The following is a 20,160-nucleotide window of genomic DNA, read 5'->3' as shown; positions in this document are numbered from 1 at the left end:
ACAGAAAAAGCAGATGCAGCCCTCTTACAAGATAAAAAAGATCGATGACGTTCTGAACGAATTCCAGCCCGAGCGGCAGACGTTGATCGACGTCCGCTCGCCCTCAGAGTTCGCCGAGGATCATATTCCAGGCGCCGTGAACCTTCCCGTTTTAAGCGACGAGCAGCGTGCGATGGTCGGGACGATGTATCGCGCCAATTCCTTCGAGGCGCGACATCACGGAGCGGCCCTCGTTTCAGCGAATATTGCCGGCATATTGCCCCGTATCGAAGAGATCGTAAGAGAGGATATGGCGCAGTCCGGTGAGAGGCTCTATCACAAGCCGCAGCGCGAATTCATCCTGTACTGCTGGCGCGGAGGCATGCGCTCCTCCTCGCTTTTCGTCGTCATGGATCTGATCGGCTACAGATGCTTTTTGATCGAAGGCGGATACCGATCTTACAGGCGACTCGTGAATGGAACGCTTTATGGAACGGACCCCGATAGTCCGGCTTCTGAGAATTCCCGTGATTCGCTTGAGCATCTGACGTTCATAACCATACACGGCCCTTCCGGAAGCGGCAAATCGGAGTTGCTGCATGTATTGCGTGAGCATGGGTTCAGTGTCCTTGATCTGGAGCGTTATGCGAACCACAAGGGGTCGTTGCTCGGCGGTGATTTTCAGTCTCAGCCGTCTCAGAAGGGCTTTGAAAGCCTGCTCTGGAACGATCTTTATAAACAGGGGCTATTGCAGAGCGGCAGACCGGGCGTCGTCTTTGTCGAAGGGGAAAGTCGAAAGATCGGCCGTCTGGCGTTGCCAGGCCTTCTTTACGAGAAAATGTGCAACGGAGAAAAGATATGGGCGGAGTTGCCTGTTCAGGAAAGGGCCGTCCGTCTTGCCGCTGAATACGCTGAATCCGATTCCGTTCTCATCGAGCGACTCACCCGTATGAAGTCGATGTTATCAGGCGCCGTATTTCAGGAGATTCTATCGTCCGTTGAGCGACAGGATCGTACTCACGCCGCTCTTCTGCTGCTGAACGAACACTATGATCGCTACTATCGTAAGGCCGCTCCCGAGAAGGTCGGAGGTTATACGGCCGTTATTAAAGAGGCCTCCTTTGATCTTCTGCAGGACCGGATGCTTCGTTTTGCAAGGGAAAGAAGCCGTCACTGAAGATCCGTTCAAAATACAGCCTTTCGATTCTTATTTCCGTAGTGGAGTGATATTTTCCATTTGACAGGTTTTACTTCTTTAGATCGGTTGTTTCTATGCCTCGCGTGAAGGTAAAATGGCTTCGAGTTACGGCAACGTTATTGCTGGCTGCTACTTTTGCGCAGACTGCATCGGCTCTATCTGGCTCTTACGCCGACTATGACCGTGAATCGGCCATCTGTTCCGGCACTTCTGCATGGGGGAATTCATCCGCTCTTCAGCAATCGACACAGAAGCATTCGTCATCGATTGCATTTAAGCGAGATGATATTTTCTTCGCTCCGCTGGAGATCGCAAAATGGCCTCTGAATGAGACCGTCGATCGTTTTGATATAGTTCATCTTCTTGCCTGCACAACTGCGACTCTCAGGGCATATGCGAGTCGAGCCCCTCCTGTTTCCCGAGCCTGAGCTCGGGATGTGAACCGTTTCTGAGTTCCCGCTTCTTGAGGTTCCGGCCTGTGCGCTTCTGCGGCACAGTCGTCGTTACATGGCGTCACTGCGTAATGCGGCCGCCAGAACACATAAAAAGGAAACAGGAATACCCCTATGAATTTTCGTACTATTGCATTGCTTGCGATGGCCGTCACCGTCGGCTGTCCTTTTCAACAGGAAGAAAGCGACGATGCGGCGGCCATGGCTGCTCTTGCCACTCTTTCGGCACCGTCGTCTTCTTTAAATTCAGCTGTTGTTTCGTTTGAAGCTCGTGATTTTAACGATACAGTCTTCAGCTGCAGTGGCACATTCGCCGTATCGTCAACGGTTTCGCTTCAACCGCTCGATCTGCGGTTTTATATCTCAGATGTTCGTCTCGTCAAGGACGATGGCACGACCGTTCCGGTGATCATGACCGCAGATGGAAAGTGGCAGAGCCGGGGAGCGGCGCTTCTTGATTTTGAAGACAAAAGCGGCACCTGCACGGGCGGTACGACGACGACCGATACGAATACGTCGATTCAATTTCAATACACTCCCGGGAGTTATACAGGCATCCAGTTCGTGCTGGGGTTAACGGATGATCTGAATCGTATTCAGAATACGGCCGAGTCGCCTTTTAACGTCGGCGGTATGTACTGGTCCTGGACGTCGGGCTATAAGTTCGCGCGCTTCGAATATAGACATGAGAACAATACGAATAACACCCTCTTTCATCTCGGATCGCAGAGTTGTATGGGCGTATCAAACCCCGTCAGCTGCGCGCAGCCGTTTCGCAAGACGATCCGGTTAACGAAAAGCGGCTTTACACCGACGGGCGCCCGTGTCGTTCTCAGGCTCGATGAGCTTCTTGCGGGGTTCAATACGGCTCTTGCCGTCAATAAATCGTGCATGCCTGCGGCTGCGGACGCCGATTGTCAGCCGATGCTGAATAATCTGAAGATTACGACTGCGGCGGCCGCCATCGGCGCCGGCATTGATACGGGCGAGGCCACTTCGGTCTTCGAGCTGCGGTGATCGTATGAACGTAAATCGCAAACAAGTCTGCCCGGAGTTTTTACTCCGGGCAGGGCTCTCCGTATCGATGGCGTTCTTCCTGTCATGTGCGAAGTCGGGAAGCGATGATCTTTCGACCCTTGCGTTGGTATCGCCGACCTCGTCTGCATCGTCCTGCGCTGCCTATAGCTGGTCTTTGCCGGCCGGTATTCCCACACCTGCCGTACCGGCGTCGAACTGCCAGACAGCGGAAAAGGTGGCGCTGGGCCGGATGCTTTTTTACGATAAACAGCTTTCGGGCAACGGAACACAATCCTGTGCCAGCTGCCACAGGCAGGAATTCGCCTTCACTGATCGTAAAAGTCGAGCTGTGGGTAGCACCGGACAGCTCCATAAACGAAACGCCCAGCATCTATCTAATGTGGCGTACCTGACATTCTTGAACTGGGCAAACAGCGCTGTGGATAACCTTGAGCTTCAGGCGGCGGCACCGTTGTTTCTTGAGTTTGCCCCCGATCATGGAACGATCGTCGAGCTGGGATTCCCTCAGAGCGAGATCCACGACAGGTTTGCCTCGCATAGCCTGTACAACGAAAGATTTCAAGCGGCCTTCCCGGGCGAGCCCGACCCCTATACGGAGCAGAATATTCGAATGGCGCTCGCCGCCTTTCAGAGGACGCTCATGTCGTTTGATTCTCCGTATGATAGATTCACGCGCGGAGACAGCGCTGCTCTGACGGCGGCGCAAAAGCGCGGGCTTGAGGTCTTCAACAACGAAAAGGGAGAATGCTTCCACTGTCATGGCGGCTTCAACTTTACCGACACGACCTTTCATTCCGGATCGACGCAGGTGGAGTCGGCCTTTCATAACAACGGCTTTTACAGCGAGAATGATTTTGCTAACTCGCTGAACCAGCCGGGAGAGCGCGGATTACTGGATCTTACGGGTGAATCGACGGATGAGGGGCGATTTCGAGCGCCGTCGCTGCGCAATGTCGGCGTTACCTTTCCGTATTTGCATGACGGCAGCGTTGATTGTACGCCGCCTCGTAATGCTTCAGAGGTCTGGAGTGAGTTCAATGCGGCGGTTGATGTCACGTCTTGCGGAGCTGATGACGACGCCAGAGCGCGCTTCATGCTGATGATGATCGTCGAGCACTATCGTTCTGGAGCGCAACACTATCCGGACCGCACCGCCGATGGGAATGCTACGGGAACCTCTCGTACGGTTCATTCACAGGTTGACACGGCCAATTTTCCGCGGGCAGGGGTTATCACGCAGCAGGATGCGCAGGACCTTGTGGAGTTCCTGATGTCGTTAACCGATGATTCGTTTCTGACCGATCCGGCGCATTCCAATCCTCTACCGGCTGATTCGAGGTTCGGGCCATGAGATGGCTTCTACTTTGCGGCGTACTGCTGACGGCCTGCACTGTCGGAACTGAGGCCGACCGGAGAAAGGTAGAGGCTTCACTTGTTGATTGGCTTGTCGCACAGCAAAGCCTTTCCGCCGATCTTCAATTGCGTCTCTATGACGCTGAGGCGAATGCCGATCCTCTCAGCCTGACGGCTCCGGTAAGCGGAGCCGTTGTGCAGGTTAACGACATTTCGCTGGAGGTCGAAGAGGTGGAACTGACTGTCGATCCGCTTCCGTTCGGAGGTATTCTCGGCGGGCGTTTCTGGGATTCTCTATCATCCGACATCGCAGCATCTTTTGGTTCGCCTCTGCATGCGCATGGTGGGGAGCCGGCTGCCGACGGTTCCATGTACCGCTATGTCGTGCGCCGTCTTCTGGCAGTGACTCCGGCATCGACGACGGCGGGCATCGACTCAGGGGGGCGTCCTTACTATCAGTCGAATATTTTTCTTAGCCTTCCGCCTGGATCGGTGAAGCAGCTTCGTTTTCATTTGAAGCATCTGAGCCTGACAGGGAGCGTAAACGGTTCACCCTTTTCCTTCGAGACGAGTGCATATTCCGATCCAGCAGTCGTACCGGAATGCCATAGCTCCGGTCGTGACGGAGAAAGGATCGAGCCGGCGGTGATCATAGATCTTTCTACGTTGTTTTCGGGCGTTCAACAAGCGGATCCCGGCGCGACGATAGATGCGCGATGGAAAGAGGCAGCCTTTATCAGAGAGCATGAATGCTATGAGTTTTAAGCGGCTTCTGTTCATCGCCTCACTGCTTGTCACGGGAAATACGATCTTCGCGCATCATGGAGTCAGCGCCCCTCTGCCCGCAGGTACGTCGGGCTTTTATACGGGGTCGGCGTACGGATTTTTTTCCACGTATCGCAAGGCGGAGCCTGAGAATCGTAATACGCTTGCGTTAAGCGGTTTTGCCGGTATATCGATCTTTGAAGATCGTCTTGGGTTCACGCTTTCAGTTCCATACGTTTATCACATTCAAAAGGATCGTGAGGACGCGGCACGGTATGGGCGGGCCGGACTCGGCATTCGAGGAACCCTGTGGAGAAGCGAAGCATTGTCCGTTGACGCCCACCTGCGCGGTCTTTTTCCAATGGGGAATGATTCCGACATATACGTGCGCGAGAACTGGTCCGAACTGCGACCTGCGTTGACCCTCTCGACGAGAGGGAAAGGGCTTTACGGTATGATTGAGATCGAGGGTATCTTTCCTTCATCGAAGCTACCCGATCCTGAGATATCGCCCGCCCTGTATCAGGCAGGATTATTGCCCGATCTGGAAAAAACCACCTGGAACGGTTATCTCTGTGTGCAGATTCCCGGTTGTGACTCGTATGTAGAGATGCCGACGACGGCGTCCCACGAACTGAAGAAAGCGGGGCGGGGTTACCTTCGACTGGGCTGGAGTATGGAGTCGACAGTCTTTTTCGCGAGCTTCTTGTACCGTACTCCCTATGAAGAATCGCTTGTTCTCAAAGAGACGAAAAACGAAGTGCGTTCCGTCTTTAGAGAAGCCGGGCTCGGCTTGATCCATCGCTATGATCGATTTACGATCAGCCTTGGCTGGGCTCGACCTCTGTATAAACCGCCGACAGCGGGGCCGCTGGATCAGTACTATCACGTCGCCGTCTTAAAGCGGCTTCCGCCAGATCCCGATAGATTCTTACTGTATCGAGAGTCATGGGATCTGGCGGTAGCGATCGCTTTTTAGCGATCAAAAGACGGAGTTATCTGCGCATCGCTTTGCACGCTTATCGCATTCCGAGGCGCAGAGAGCGGCTTCGTTGGTTTTCATACCCGGAGCAGTGCATTGCTGCAGACAGATGCCCGCCTCGCGGTGGCAGTCCTGTACGGTTTTTTGAGCGCAGGAGGCAAGACCGAGCAGTAGTAACGTTGTCGTGAATATTCTCATGCTTCTTCAGACGCAGTAACAGAAGGAAGTGTCGAGCTTTTTTCGTTCATGTTATTTTAAAAACCGACGAGTGCTGAGGCCATAGACTGTACAGGCCATTGGTTTCTAATCGATCCGGTATTCTTTTACGGGTATACCTTTTATCAGGTGTTCCTGGATTATCTTTTCGAGAACTGCTTCATCACAGGATCGATACCAGACGTTATCAGGATAGACGACGGCAATCGGACCATCGGTACAGACGCGAAGGCAATTGGCCTTTGTGCGAAAGACTCGTCCGTCTTTTGCAAGGCCCGTTTCGTTCAGCCTTCTCTTTAAGTACTCCCAGGCCTCGTTGCTTTTCTGTCGCGAGCAGCATTTGTCTTTTGTCTGATCGCAGCATAGAAAGATGTGTCTTTGTAGGTTCGTATGCCCGAGAGAACGTAGAATATCGCCTGCTTCAGTGCCTGGTTTGATCTCCATAACTATGTATCAATAAAAGCAGGCGCAAAAGGCCGTCCATCTTTTTGGCGATATCAGATGCATCTCTCTGTTCTATTCAAAGAGATCAGAGAGGGCCGTCGGCAGGTTCTTGAACTGAAACGAAAAGCCCGTCTGCTCGATCTTCTTGCACGAAACACGTGAGCCGGTCGTTATCATCTCTGCCATCTCACCCATGCCAAGCTTCAAGGCAGCCTCGGGCACATACGGCATCAGAGTCGGTCGGCCAAGAGTCCGGGCAAGCTCTTTCATAAAATCGGCGGCCTGAATCGGTTCCGGAGAGACCGCATTGAAGGGGCCTTTCAGATCAGGGTGCAGCACCAGCCATCGGATCAGCGCTATCAGATCGGCGATATGGATCCAGCTCATCCACTGCTTCCCAGAACCGGGGATGGCGCCGAGGAAGAGTTTCACCGGCATCGCCATTTTCGGAAGAGCTCCTGCATCTCGGTCAAGGACGATGCCGATGCGAACGAATGCCGTTGAAAGAGCGTCGTTCAGGGGAGCGGCAGCCTGTTCCCAGGCCACTACCGTATCGGCGAGAAAGTCATGCCCTGGTTTAGCCGATTCGTCAAGCCATTCATCGCCGCGATTTCCGTAATAGCCGACCGCCGACGCCTGAATGTACCGTGCCGGATGACGTTCGCCTTTTTTCTTAGCATCGATAATGGTATTGCGAAGCAGCGCCGTCGATTGAACCCGGCTCTGTACAATGCGCTCTTTCTGCGGTTTCGACCATCGCCGGGCCGCGATCGGTTCACCGGCCAGATGGATAACGATGTCGCTGTCAAGCAGCGCTTTTCGTGCCAGCTCGGGCATGGTCTCTGCCATCGGATCATACGTAAGTGTGGGAACCCGACCTTCGCGGGTTGAAGAGGCGAGATGGGTTAACTGGTGGCCGTCTGAAAGTAGTTGTTCAGACAGTCGTGCGCCTACGAGTCCGCCACCGCCGGTCAGGATGATACTTGCCATACATGCAAGTTATCAGAATCTATTTGAGCGGGCCAGCGAGAAAAAGACGGATCCGCTTATTGCTTTTACCTTTTTCTGCCCATGCCCCCCTTCTCCGGACATCTGCCTGAATGGGCACAGGATCTCCGATTAGTCAAATAAAAAAATATTTAAAAATAAATAGTATGGGACCGTCGGCAGTTCTTTGCTTCCTTCATTGCATGCTTAACCGTCGAAAGTTAGTCCTCTTTGTTGTGCTGCTACCCGGCCTGCTGGTAGCCGAGCAAATTCACCTGAAAGAGGGATCGGTCCTTGAAGGGACCATTCTGCAGCAGAGCAGAACGAGCATTCAGATTCGCACCGTCGACGGAGTGAAAACCATATCAAAAGACGATATCAGAAGGATTGACTACGGGAAGGAGGCTAAGGCCGAACAGCAACGCAAAGAGGCCGAAAGGATTAAAGAAGCTGAGAAACAGAAGGAGGCGGAGCGAGCGAAAGAACGGGAACGTCAGGAAGAGCTGAAGCGTGAGACCGAGGCGAAGGCTGAAGAGAAACGGGCAGAGGAACAAGAACAGCGACAGAAACTGGAAGAAGCGAAAAAAACGCAACCTGTCCGTCCCGAAGAGAGCAGGCTCTGGTGGATTGAACCGACGTTTTCCACCGGCCGAGGCGAGTACAGGTCTCATCTGGAAACGGTTTACAGACGCTATCAAACGGGATTGCAGATCCTGTATCGTGACGATGTTTACGGCACTTATTCGCCAGAGGCGCGATGGAACTACGCTGACGGATCACACAGAAACATTTCTCTTCGGGCCGGCTGGCAGGATTGGATCATTGAACTGGAGTCGAAGCGGCATCGTGCCTCAGCCGATTTCGTTCAATACCTATCAACGCAGCCGCATATTGCGGGCAGCGATACCGTTTTTGATGATCTATTTTTCGCGCGTGTCGATGGAATTCAGGAGTTGAGCTCTACTGCGCGCGCAGGGTATCTTTTTTATAAGGGAAAAGGTCTGAATCTAACGGCATATCTCGGGGTGCGGACTCTGGCGGGTGATGCGACCTTTCACTATGCAGGTCAGAGTCGCAGCCTGTATCCGGATGGTTCCGAGGCCTTTGATACGTACCTCCCGGTTCCTTCCACAATAAGCCTCTACGGAGAGGGGCCTGAAGCGACTTTCGAAGCGACGAGGGTGCTCGGGAGGATAACGATTTCGGTGAGAGTATCTATTTTTTCACATGATGTTCGATCAAGTATTCTGGAGGCGTTTATAAGAAATGACAGTGTTAGTAACACATTTCTTGCAACTGGAAGAAAAGATCAATTTACTTTGAATGGTTTTGACTTTTCTCTGCGGCTTTCGTATAAATCAGTTTTTGACATTGAATTATTTTTATCGTATAGCATGTCACGCAGCCGCGGGGAATTGAAAAAGGTTCGGGAAATCTTTTCTCTCTTCTATAGCGAGGCCTTTGATGAATGGAGTACATTTCCCCTGGATCGCGCCTTGATCTCGAAAGATCTGTCTGCAAATGTGGACAGATACTTTTCAGGTGGAAGCGATCAAACCATTCACGCAGGCATCAGCCGCCGATTCTGGTTCTAACACTGCAACTTTAAATCTTGACGGAAACCGGGTCAGGGATAACCGAGGAGAATGTCCAGAGCACTTCTTGTCGTTATATTGCTTCTTTTCAGCTCCGCTCTTCTTGCAGAGCGAGTCTTCCTGAAAAACGGAACATCGGTCGATGGAACCATTATCCAGCAAAGCCGTACAGCGGTGCAGCTACGGACCGCCGATGGAAAAGTGATCATAATCCAGAAAGAAAACATCACCCGAATCGACCATCTTTTCGATCCGCAAAAAGAGGCGCAGAAGCAGGCCGAAGAGAAAAGGCGTAAAGAACTTGCAGAGCAGGAAAAAAAGCGTCTGGAGGCCGAAAAAGAGGCTGAGGCGGAGCGCGAGAAAGTTGCTCGTGAAAAAGAACGCCGCGAAAAGGAACGCCTTGATAAAGAGCGGCGTGAGTCTGTCGAAAAAGAGAAGCCATCGCAGAGTTCTCCACGGTGGTGGATCGAACCGCTTTTTTCCATCGGAAGCGGTCGCTTTAATTCCGGATTGTCCACCTTCTACTGGGATAACTATCAGGGAACAACCCTGGGGTATCTCGGCGGACAAACGGGCAATGCTGAAACTCATGTCGAGACGGACTGGAATTATACAAGCAAGGGAATCGCTCAGCTTGCCCTGCGCGGCGGCTTCAGCCGTTTCATTGGCGAGATCGACGTTCGAAGCTATTCGGCAAAAGTGAGTTTTGTCGATACGCTCGCCGGCGAAGTTCCTGGATTCTCTACAATCTCCGGGGCGAATGCCGTGACTATGGAAAAGCTTGAAGAGGCGCATTCCTCCCTTCGGGCCGGCTGGCAATTCTGGCAATCCGATAGTAGCGCTCTGGCCGTTTATCTCGGCAACAGATCTTATCAGGCCACAACAAGCTATTCCTTCATCGGCGGTGCAGAATATATTTCGGCAGGAGTACCGACTACTTTAGCCTTCTTTGGTCCGGGATCGGCTCTGTCCATGAAAGGATCCGGGCCTGAGCTCGCGCTTGAATACGAGAGACGCTTCCGTTCTTCTCCTTTCTCTTTTAAAGGGCGTGTCACCGCATTCCAGATGAATCTCACGGCAAAGCTGGAAGAACTTGCGATCGGTGGCTCAGCATCTGCAGGCGGCCTTTCTCTAAACAATGCGATATTCGAAAACTCATATCGTCACAGCGGTTACGCGTTATCCTTGCGAGGCGATTACAGGCTGTCCGGCGGGACACAACTTTTCCTTGAAATCTATGCCTTGAGATCTGACTCAATTTTAAAAAGCACTGATATTCGCTTCTTATTAGCCGCCGATCAGTTCGGGATCTACATGGGCGAGCCGCCCGAGGTGACCGTAGCTTCTCTAATTCTGCTGCCTGCGTTTGAGAAGAAACAGGAAAATGCCGAGGTTATCCAGACGGTAAGTTTCGGAGCCAGTCACCGTTTCGAGTTCCGCTGAATTACGGAAGGTCTCAGTAATAGGATATTTGCGCGTTCTCGACGAGGCGTTTGATTTCTATCAATCTGGAATGCGTACCGGCTTTTTTAGAGGCGGCTTGAGTCCCGGTCAGCGTTTTGTGCGAGCGTAGCCTTCGCCGTGCAGAAGATCGTACTGGATCAACGCGAAGTCACGCAGCAATAGCGCTTCTTCGTCAGTGGACGGCGGAGCACCCGTCTCTTCGCGAAGCAGTTCCTCTTTTGCACGAGCGGCCAGCTCCGGTGTGATGACGGGGATGCGACGTGAAAGCACCTTCGTATAGCGATGGACGGGTAACGTCTCCAGGCCCGATGCCTCAAGCGCCATTCCGGGAAGATAGTTGGCTCCTATCAGGTCTACTCTTTTCCTTGATGCCGGGCGATTCGTCCAGATCAGGAACGGCGTACGGCGCAGCTTTTCGTTCGTCTGTGTGGCATAGAAGTCGTAACCGCCGGGCAGGTGGTCTCCGAAAGCAAGCACGACAACGCGCTCTTTGCTGTTCTTCAGAGCTTTCGTTAACTGCTTCAGGGCGGCAGAAAGGTCGGCAAGATGGTTCAGGTTGTTTTGCAGACGGATTTTATCCTGAGCGGATACGTCTCCGGTGATTTTGAAGTCGCGTCCCTCGTATTCCTTTTCGTACGGTCCGTGGTTCTGGACGCCGTTGATCAGAATAACGGAACTCTGCCCCGGGTGTATCTCACGTTTCATAAAGCCAAGAGCCTCTTGAATCAGACAGGACTCAGAAGGGCAATTCCATGCTCCTTTGAAATCCTTGCATTCGAAGTCGGTCTGTTCTTTTAAAACGTCAAACCCGAAACGGGGGAGAATACGGCTGCGATCCCAGAACCATGCGTTATGCGATGTAACAAAGAGGTTGGTGGTCGGTCGGACGTCTTTCACATAGGCGGCCAGTGAAAAGGCCGGGGCGTCGATCGTGCGGTAGGCCGTATCGTCGGCAAGATGGGCGCTCATGCCCGTGAGAAGCTCGAACTCGGCCTGGACGGTAAATCCGCCGAACGTGGGCGAATGCATTTCACCGGAATAGGCGGACTCTCGCTGTAGCTGATGGAATTCGCGAATCGGATCGCTCTGTAACCCAAGCTCCGGAAAGCGAGTGGGATCCCAGAAGCTCTCCATGAGGTAGATGATGATGCGAACGGGCTCCTTCGTTCCTTTTGCGGCTTCTCGACTGTAAGGGGCAAGAATCCGCGCGATCTCCTCTTCGGAATAGCCGGCCGGTCTTCGCGCCTTCTCTTTATTCACCGTTCTCGTAACGTCAGAGGCCAGTGCCGCAAAGAAGCCGTTGTCTTTCATCGAAAGAGCGGCGGAATAGTAATGCTTCTCAAGACGGAAGATTTTTCCCGCGGCGACGTTGATACCCGGAATAAAGAAGATTCCCAGAATACCGGCAGCGACGCCGGCCCAATTCCAGCGACGTCTGCGAGGAAGCTTCTCGAAACGCTTCTGCAAGTAAATCCAGGCGGGCATAGCGAGGATAGCGATGACGGCCCCGACAATAAAGCTCATCTCGGGCATGTAGCCGTGTTTGAGCACTTCTGGGATCTGATGCAGGTACAGCAGATTCTGAACGGAAATGGCGTCTCGCAAATGGATGAACTTCGTGTGGTTCGCCTGATGCAGGATAAGGACGACGACGATGGTCAGAAGGACGGCCGTCTGGCTGCGAGCCGCCAGGGCGTAAAAGAGCGCATGCAGGGCGAAAAGAATCAGCAGATTGAGGAGCAGACGCAGAGCGAAGTCAAGCGGATCGACGATACGAAAGAGACGGTCCAGATCGAGATCAAGCAGATGTGTGAAGAACGGATTATAGCTATAGTATTCAAAATTCGTCTGAACATATATAAAGAGGAAAACCGAAGAAATGATGAATTGTACGGGAACGGGAATCCGCTTCACCGTGCGGGTGAGCAGATGCAGCAGGGCCTTTATTCTGGAGTATGACATATTGGTTTCGTGACCGTAACGTTTGTGTAAAGCCTATGACCGAAAAAAAATCGGTATGATTGACGACAACCATAAGTTTTTTTCCTGATCAAAAGCGCATTTCGAGACCGGCGTTCAACAGGGGCAGGCGCCGGGAGCCGCTGCTTAAATAGTTCGACTCGTATTGAACCTCGGGATTGAACCCCCGCACATAGGGATAAAGAAAGTTGAAATTCTCTTTTTCGGGATTCTGATGTCCGTAGACGTTGATCAGCTCGATGAACCAGTTCGCGTATCCCCACTCGTAGTTATCGAAATGGTCCAGGCGCACGCTGAGCTGATGCACCGGCTTCAGCCGGGCGCTGTTAAAAGCCTCGGAATATTCCGGAATATAAGTCGAAAGGCCGCTGTCGCCGCCGATTCTCTCGGCATCTACGATCGGTGTAAAGGGAACGTTATCGGCGTATTTCCAGTGGCCGCCAAGGCGCCAGTTTGCATTGAAGCCGTAGCGCATGACGATGCTCGCCTGATAGGTGCGGTCAAGGTCATAGAGTTCTTCGCGGTCGTTATCGTAGAGCCACTCTTCGTGCCCGTCATCATATTGCAGATACTGTAAAGGACCGAAGCGGTGATAGAAGAAGAGCGTTTTTCCGAAGGTGCGGCGGTTAAACTCCGTTCTCTCGTCCTCTGTGAGTCGGGGCTGGTGGTTGTTGCGCTTCGTCCATGAAGCCGTAAAGCTGAGCCAGCCTGAAAATCCCCGGCTACTCCTTTCGGCCTTCTTGATGAGGAAGAGTTCGATGCCGTGACTACCTCCACTGCCTTCGTTTGAATAGAAAAGCGGCCGGGCCTCCAGCGGAGTTTCGATAATCGAATCAAGGCGTTCGACAAAATCTCTCTTATTCGTTCGCGGTGAAAAAGGGCGATGATTCCATTCGTCTTCAACGACCAGATTACGATAGGTATTATGGTACCCTTCGATTCGTATCATCAAGGATCGGCCGATCTGCTGCTCGATGCCGCCGGCAGCATGATCGGATTCTTCCATAAGTAGATAGGGGTTGCCCGATTCAAACGATATCTGCTCCAGACCTCCTGGAGGAGCGAAGTGACGTGAGGCCGATGCAAGTAACCGTGTTTTTGTCTGCTCAAAGAGGTATTCGACGCCCAGTCGCGGCCCACTTCCATGATCACGCGACAGCGAATAATAATCGGAGCGGATACCTGGGGTTATCCGGAATCCGCCATAGAGGATTTCAGCCTCGGCAAAAGCGGAGCTTGTGAAATAAAATGTTCGATCGCCGTCATAAAGAGCGCGAAAGGTACGGTTTTCGCTTATCAGGCGATTGATCGTATCGATGAAAGACGGAGTATTCGGATTCGCAGACGAACTCTCGGTCAGATTCTGCATCGAAAGCTCCCAATCATACTGGCGATATTCCGATCCTGCGCGAAGAAAAAGATGCTTTTTGACCACCTCCGCCTCCAGTTCATAAAAGGCCTGCTTCTCAAGGCGATTATCGAGGATTTCGAAATTAAAGATCCTCTCTCCCGTAAATGGAGAGCGGAAATCGAGCTCGAATTGCTCACGAAAGCGATTGATCTGTCCCTGAACCGTTTGAGAGAGGCGGCCCGTGTCGAGCTGCCAGCGCAATCCGCCTGTATGAAACTGACGGTCCACGCCCACCGGCGGCCGCGTATCGGTGTTTGAGTTGTAGTTATTCAGACCGGAGCCCGGATTGAGCAGGGAAAGCAGGGCCGCATCGCGCTCTTTATCGGCCTGCGCCACCGCCTGTGTATAACGCAGACGATCACGGGCGCCTGCATAGAGCAGGCTGATTTCATGTGCGGTCGTTTTCATGCCGATCTTGAACTGACCGTCGGCGTAGTCTGCGAACTTTGCATTCGGGGGAATCGTCTGCGGAGCCGTCTGTAACAGTACGTAATTCGGGTATGACTTTCGAGCCGCTCCGGCGAAGTAGATTTTCACTCCTTCGCTATCATAAAGAGGAGCCTCATAGTGTGCATCCGAAAGAAAAAAGGCCAGGTTGAAATGCCCCGAAGGCTTCGTAATCGTTTCGGCGTCTGGTGCGCGAATGGCGACAATACCGCCTGTTGCCAGGCCGTAGCGAGCCGGAAAGGCTCCCGTATAAACGTCGATGCCCTGAATGAAGTCGTTATTCACGACGCTTGCCTGATCGCCCAGATGAAAGGGATACGGTAGTAGAAAGCCGTCGAGAAAGAAGCGGCTTCCTCTTGCGCTGGACCCGCGAAGAACGACCGAACCGTTCGTTGAGTTCGAATAAGGCGGACCGATCGATATGCCGGCGGCCTTCAGCTGAGACGTAAGGTTAGCCGTCGGCGATACTCCGACAGGCGTCGCCGGGCTGACCCCGGGAAGCGACTGAACCGCTTTTAAGGAGTCGCCGTAAACTCCTGGAAAGCGACGCAGCTCTTCTTTATCAAGGGAGTAGCGCGATAGACGCGTGCGATCTCTGTTGCCGAGAACAAAGAAGCCATCCTCTGAAGCGACCTCTTCGCGCAGGGTAATCTGTAAGAAGGCTCCGGGTCTGATCTCCCGGCGAATGCTCTGCATGCCGCCCGGCGTGTAGACGCGCAACGTATAGAATCCCGAAGCGGGAACAGCGATGGCGAATCGACCTCCAGAGTCGGTCGTTGCCGACGATCGACTCTCTTCGACGACGATGCGAGCGTCGACAAGCGGACGGCCATTCACCGTGATGGCGCCTGAGACGGCGACCTCGGCCAGAAGTGCCCCCGGAATGAGTAAGGCAACAGCACTGATATGTAAGAGCCGGTTCCAAAACCGGCTCTTTAAGGTCAGGAAGACCTTGCGCCGCGACATTTTCGCCAGAAAATTGAGCAAAGGCGTGAGGGAAATGGGAGCTTTGCTGCCATTTCCCGTTCCGTCGAAAAACCTCTCCACGGGTTTTTCGACGTGCTCTAAGAGAAGAAAGGCGCTCAGGCGCATGCTCTTTCGTCGCGCAGGCTCTGTTCCTGTCCTGCATTTTTCTGTCGACTGAGAGCCGGTTCCAGAGGGGTTTCAGCGCATGCGACTGATTCCCTGCCAGCCGGGCCCTGGCGGCTCACGTAGCAGTTTATTGCAGCGGCGCAGATAGGTTTCGTAAAGGGAGTCCTCTGCGTCGTCATCATGCAATCGCTCAAAAATTGCACGCGCTTCGAGAAAGTTGCCCGTTCGATACAGTTCAAGCCCCTGTTTGTAAACAGGAAGCAATTCCAGTTTGCGATTTCTGCAATCATCTACGTCGCAGTCAAAGACCTCGAATATCTGGATGGCCGATCGGCGCCCCTTAAGGCGAACAAGATCGACTTCGCGAAAAGAGAATTGTTCCGGATTCTTTAGATGAGAGCAGACATCGCCCGTAACGAGAACGGGGATGCGGAATACTTTTGTCAGCGATTCCAGCCTGGAGGCGACGTTAACCGTGTCGCCGATGACCGTTGTGTCGAGTCGTTTGCGTGATCCTACCGTTCCGAGCATCGTCTCGCCCGTATGCAAACCGATTCCCATCTCGATCGGGCGCAGGCTTTCCGCTGCACGATCCCTGTTGTATTCCCGAAGAAGACGCCGCATCTCAATCGCCGATTTCACGGCAAGATCGGGATCACCGGCGTAAAGCGCCATAACGGCGTCGCCGATGTATTTATCGATGAATCCGCCATGGCGGTCGATGGCCTGACTCACTCTATCAAGGTAGGTATTCAAGAAGCGAAAGGTCTCTTCGGGGTCCATCTGTTCTGATAGTCCGGTGAAGTTACGGATGTCGCTGAAAAGAACGACGAGTCGCTTCTTTGTTGCGTCGCCAAGATTGACGTCGAGAATGTCGGATCTCTCCAGATGTTGCAGAAATTCTCCCGGTACAAAGCGTGCAAACGATTCAAGCATTCGCTGTCTCGATTCGAGAATCTCGATCTGCGCCTGCTGCTTTTCGTTCTGTAGAATGTTGATCCGGTCTGCAAGACCGAAGGAAAGCAGAACGACCTCGAGAGCAGAGCCTATCTGCATGGACCAGTTTGTGAGAAAGTTAGCCGGTAGAATTCCGAATGTTTTGAGCGCGAAAAGAATCATACCGACGAGAAGCGTGAACCAGGCAAGGATATAATAATATGCGGGACGGAAGCGCCGGGCGGTCTGCACTACGCCGGCGGCGATGGCGACGGCGGAGCCGATTATCGAAAGAAGCGTCGTTATACGGATGGCAAGGGCATAGTCGACAAGCAGGCTGAACAGCGATGCGGCAATGGCGATGATGATCAGAGCGTTGAATATGCGATAGAAGATCGGCATGGAGCTCGAAATTCGCAGGTATTTTCTTCCGAACATCAATCCCCATATACTCGAGAATCCGATAAAAAACGGAAGCGAGTTGTTACCCCACCAGATCCAGTTCGGCCACAGGTATTGAAAGGCCAGACCGTTCAGCGTGAACATGAAAAGCAAGAATCCGGCCACGAAGAGAATATAGTAGAGATAGCTACGATCTCGAATGCTTGCGAAGATGAAAAGGTTATACAGAGCCATGGCGATCATGACGCCCGCATAGGCCCCGAGCAGCGTCTTCTCCGTATCAATTTTTTGCACGAGAAGGCCGTCAGACCAGGCCTGCACGGGAAGATTCATGGAGCTGGAAGTGGCGACGCGCAGGTAATAGATCTGTGTGGATCGGGGCCGTTCGTGCAGAGGGAACAGGAAATTGCGATAGGGAATCAGTCGATTATAAAAGGGACGGTGATCGCCAAGGACGATCTTTTCGAAACCGCCGTCGTGTTTCTTGAACAGGGTGATCTCGTCGAGCATCGGATAGGCGAGTTCAAGCTTCCAGTCCATCGCTCGATCTTCTTCGTTGTTAACCTCGAATCGAATCCACCAGACCGAATCCGTAAAACCGAATCCCGGTGCATTGATATCGGTCGAGATAAAGGCTTTATCATGGAGTCCGGCATCGATCTCTTCGACGGTGAACGTGCCGTTCGTATCTTCAAGCAGTTGAGCCCGAGGAGCAAGAAAAAGACCGTCCATATCGCGACTGAGTAAGAAAGGGGTGGCGTTCAGATCCGGCGACAGCATTGCTATGGGAAGCAGCAACGCCATCAGTTTGAGAGCCGGTCTCAGGAAAAAGATCTCTGGGGCGTTGCTGGAGTAAATGGAGACATTCATACAAAAGGCCTGCAAGGAATGTGGCAATGTCTTTTGTCGTTTTCCGCCAGGCAAGCAAAGATTTTGAAAATCACTGGAGATTGGTTCTGACTGTCATGAAGAGGCAGGTAAGAACTTTAACATCGATTCCATCGGGTCTGGCGCAGGGATAGTTTGGAAAGCGTGAAATAAAAAAGCCGCCTCGAAAGGCGGCCTGAAAGCGCATCGCTCCCCTTTAACAAAGGGCAGGGAGGCTGTTCGGATTCTTAATGGAATTCGCGCTGCGGTTCAGAAAGCGGAGTGGGCTTGTAACGCTTCATGTAGAAGTTCAGGTAGTTCCCGATCACGCGGCGGCTTTCGCCGGGAAGGATAACCTGCGAGATAGAACCCAGCGCAAGCGCCTCTTTCGGGTTCATCAGATCCTCTTCATACTTATCAGAGAGCTGCTTCGAGATCTGATCGACAAGCTTCTTCGCTTCATCGTTTTTACCGGCGGCCTGCAGTTTCTTCGCCTCGGCTCGGGCGGCGCGAAGCTCGTCTTTGTAGACGAATTCCTTACCTGCCGGGCCCATAACGGCCACTCGTGCCGTCGGGAACGTGAAGACCATATCGGCGCCGACATGATAGGAGTTGAAGGTTGCATAGGCGCCGCCAAAGGCGTTACGCACGATGACGAGAAAACGCGGCGTGCGCAGGTCGATGATGGAGTCGAGCAGAGCGCGTCCGGCCTGGACGATACCACCCGATTCCTGCTCCCGGCCGGGAAGGAAGCCCGTCGTATCTTCGAAGAAGATCATCGGAATGTTATACAGGTTGCAGAACCTGGTGAAACGAGCGCCTTTCAGGGCGGCGTTGATATCGATCTGCCCTGAGGCGACGGCGGAGTTATTCGCCATGATACCGACCACATGTCCACCGATACGACCGAAGGCCGTGATCAGGTTGCGCGCACGCGTCTTCTGCAATTCAAAGAACTCGCCGTGGTCGACGATGTTCTGGATCAGAAGCGTCATATCAAAAGGAGTGTTGAAGCCCGTCGGCGAATTGAACGTTTTACGGAAGAGGATCTCTTCTTCATACATATAACGATCGATGGAGTCGCTCGTCGAATGGAAGGGCGCCAGGCTGTGGTTGTTGTCGGGAATGTAGTTGAGCAGACGCAGAGCACGGCGCAGGGCGGATAACTCGTCGTTAGCGATGATGTCGACGACGCCGCTTTGACTGTGCACGGACGGACCGCCGAGCTCGTCGGGCGTGACCTCTTCGCCAAGCACGTCTTTCACGACCTGGGGGCCGGTCAGTCCGAAGAAGGTCTCCTGAGGCTGGATCATAAACGATCCCTGACGCGGAAGATACGAACCGCCGCCGGCGTTGAATCCGAACATCATCATGATGCTGGGTACGACGCCCGAGATTTTGCGCAGAGCACAGAAGGCCTCGGAGTAGCCGTCAAGGCCGCCGACGCCGGCGGGTACATAGGCGCCGGCCGAGTCGTTCATGCCGATGAGCGGAATACCCTTTTCACCGGCCATATAGATCAAACGGGCGAGCTTGCCTCCGTTTGTCGCATCCATCGAGCCCGCACGGTTGGTGAAGTCGTGACCGTAAAGCGCCACATCGCGGCCGTCGATGTTCAGGATGGCCGTCACAAGGCCGGCGCCGTCCAGATGCGGGCCCCAGTTCTGAAACAGATAGTGCGGCCTCTCTTTTGTAAGCACCTGGATGCGCTCGAAGACCGTCATCCGATTCTTGGAGTGCTGCACCTGAATGCGCGAAGGACCGCCGCCGCGCAGAGGCTTCTCGATCAGGTCTTTGCCCATATCGAGCGTGCGGTCATACGGCGTTGCCGGAGGAGCGTGCGGTTCTTCAGGACGGAAGGGGTTTTTCAGTGATAATGTCATGGTGACGAAAGGATTTCGAAGGCGGGCGTCGCTGTAAAGCCAGAAATTGAAGAGATTCAGGGTTCCCTAACAAGCCTCTGATAGATCACTCCCGTCGGCAAGACCTTTGAATGCGTTAGCTTCAGATTCAATCGCTTGCCTGGCGGGAAGATCGTTTTACCGCTGCCGAGCACAAGCGGGTAAAGATGCAGATGAAATTCATCGACAAGATCGTGCTTGATAAGGCTCTGAATCAACACGCTGCTTCCATCAGAGAGTATGTTCTTTCCGGGTTGTGCTTTAAGCTTGCGCACCTCGTCGATGACATTGGCGCCGATCCGTTCGGAGTTGCGCCAGGCATCGGCGGATTTCAGCGTCGTCGAGACGACATACTTCTTAATGCCGTTCAGAGCATCGGCGAAAGGATCATCCTTCATCGGCTCCAAGGCCGTGCCATGGATCAGCCAGGTTTTGCGTCCGAGCAGCAGCGCATCGGCGGTGGAGAAGGTTTCAAAAAAATGGGCGCCGATATCGTCATGCCAGTAGGGCAGGGTCCAGCTACCGTGAGTAAAGCCGCCGTCCGTATCCTCGTCTTCGCCGCCGGGCGCCTGGATCACTCCGTCCAGTGTGATGAATTCCGCTACAATGATCTTTCGCATATGAGACTCCGTGTGAGGGGCGCTTTCAATT

15 protein-coding genes are annotated in these 20,160 nt (G+C 53.3%); 7 read left to right on the top strand and 8 right to left on the bottom strand.

The annotated features are described in order from the left end of the window. Window positions 1–13: 13 nt before the first annotated feature. From mnmH to LEPIL_RS14050, 5 genes are all read left to right on the top strand, one after another. Entirely contained in the window at window positions 14–1,156 is a 1,143-nt protein-coding gene (gene mnmH / locus LEPIL_RS14075; RefSeq protein WP_002773371.1) for a tRNA 2-selenouridine(34) synthase MnmH, read from the top strand. A 587-nt stretch (window positions 1,157–1,743) separates the two neighbouring features. Continuing rightward, entirely contained in the window at window positions 1,744–2,646 is a 903-nt protein-coding gene (locus LEPIL_RS22265) for an MbnP family copper-binding protein (protein WP_002773370.1), read from the top strand. A 4-nt stretch (window positions 2,647–2,650) separates the two neighbouring features. Then, the gene (locus tag LEPIL_RS14060; RefSeq protein WP_002773369.1) at window positions 2,651–4,018 is read left to right on the top strand and encodes an MbnH family di-heme enzyme; all 1,368 of its coding nucleotides are present in this window, start codon (window positions 2,651–2,653) and stop codon (window positions 4,016–4,018) included. Further along, complete coding sequence (locus tag LEPIL_RS14055; RefSeq protein WP_002773368.1) at window positions 4,015–4,785, top strand: hypothetical protein; 771 nt, start codon at window positions 4,015–4,017, stop codon at window positions 4,783–4,785. Before LEPIL_RS14060 ends, LEPIL_RS14055 begins: the two co-directional genes overlap by 4 nt. Next, on the top strand, window positions 4,775–5,764 hold the full coding sequence (locus LEPIL_RS14050) for a hypothetical protein (RefSeq protein ID WP_002773367.1): 990 nt from the start codon (window positions 4,775–4,777) through the stop codon (window positions 5,762–5,764). Before LEPIL_RS14055 ends, LEPIL_RS14050 begins: the two co-directional genes overlap by 11 nt. A gap of 3 nt (window positions 5,765–5,767) precedes the next feature. Here the strand turns inward: LEPIL_RS14050 and LEPIL_RS23515 are convergent, their stop codons facing one another. From LEPIL_RS23515 to LEPIL_RS14040, 3 genes are all read right to left on the bottom strand, one after another. Continuing rightward, window positions 5,768–5,965, bottom strand: a complete 198-nt coding sequence (locus LEPIL_RS23515; RefSeq protein WP_143464690.1) for a hypothetical protein — start codon at window positions 5,963–5,965, stop codon at window positions 5,768–5,770. A gap of 105 nt (window positions 5,966–6,070) precedes the next feature. Next, complete coding sequence (locus LEPIL_RS14045; RefSeq protein ID WP_002773366.1) at window positions 6,071–6,427, bottom strand: (2Fe-2S) ferredoxin domain-containing protein; 357 nt, start codon at window positions 6,425–6,427, stop codon at window positions 6,071–6,073. Between the two features lie 72 nt (window positions 6,428–6,499). Beyond that, window positions 6,500–7,417, bottom strand: a complete 918-nt coding sequence (locus LEPIL_RS14040) for a TIGR01777 family oxidoreductase (RefSeq protein ID WP_002773365.1) — start codon at window positions 7,415–7,417, stop codon at window positions 6,500–6,502. 200 nt (window positions 7,418–7,617) lie between these two features. Between LEPIL_RS14040 and LEPIL_RS14035 the strand changes: the two genes are divergently transcribed. Further along, entirely contained in the window at window positions 7,618–9,009 is a 1,392-nt protein-coding gene (locus LEPIL_RS14035; RefSeq protein ID WP_002773363.1) for a cell envelope integrity TolA family protein, read from the top strand. 51 nt (window positions 9,010–9,060) lie between these two features. Next, on the top strand, window positions 9,061–10,452 hold the full coding sequence (locus LEPIL_RS14030) for an LA_0442/LA_0875 N-terminal domain-containing protein (protein ID WP_002773361.1): 1,392 nt from the start codon (window positions 9,061–9,063) through the stop codon (window positions 10,450–10,452). A 108-nt stretch (window positions 10,453–10,560) separates the two neighbouring features. Here the strand turns inward: LEPIL_RS14030 and LEPIL_RS14025 are convergent, their stop codons facing one another. The 5 genes from LEPIL_RS14025 to LEPIL_RS14005 all read right to left on the bottom strand — a co-directional run bounded on the left by LEPIL_RS14025 (window position 10,561) and on the right by LEPIL_RS14005 (window position 20,129). Continuing rightward, the gene (locus LEPIL_RS14025; RefSeq protein WP_002773359.1) at window positions 10,561–12,435 is read right to left on the bottom strand and encodes an LTA synthase family protein; all 1,875 of its coding nucleotides are present in this window, start codon (window positions 12,433–12,435) and stop codon (window positions 10,561–10,563) included. Window positions 12,436–12,523: 88 nt separating this feature from the next. Next, entirely contained in the window at window positions 12,524–15,277 is a 2,754-nt protein-coding gene (locus LEPIL_RS14020; RefSeq protein WP_157135084.1) for a TonB-dependent receptor, read from the bottom strand. Window positions 15,278–15,475: 198 nt separating this feature from the next. After that, the gene (locus LEPIL_RS14015) at window positions 15,476–17,611 is read right to left on the bottom strand and encodes a 7TM diverse intracellular signaling domain-containing protein (protein WP_002773354.1); all 2,136 of its coding nucleotides are present in this window, start codon (window positions 17,609–17,611) and stop codon (window positions 15,476–15,478) included. A gap of 245 nt (window positions 17,612–17,856) precedes the next feature. After that, a complete protein-coding gene (locus tag LEPIL_RS14010) occupies window positions 17,857–19,491 on the bottom strand; it encodes an acyl-CoA carboxylase subunit beta (protein WP_002773352.1) in 1,635 nt (544 codons plus the stop codon). A 56-nt stretch (window positions 19,492–19,547) separates the two neighbouring features. Continuing rightward, a complete protein-coding gene (locus tag LEPIL_RS14005; RefSeq protein ID WP_002773351.1) occupies window positions 19,548–20,129 on the bottom strand; it encodes a dihydrofolate reductase family protein in 582 nt (193 codons plus the stop codon). Window positions 20,130–20,160: the final 31 nt, after the last annotated feature.

Source organism: Leptonema illini DSM 21528, from assembly GCF_000243335.1.
Classification (GTDB): Bacteria; Spirochaetota; Leptospiria; order Leptospirales; family Leptonemataceae; genus Leptonema; species Leptonema illini.
Note: the sequence above shows the minus strand (reverse complement) of the source record. Positions and strands in the feature narration are given on the sequence as shown.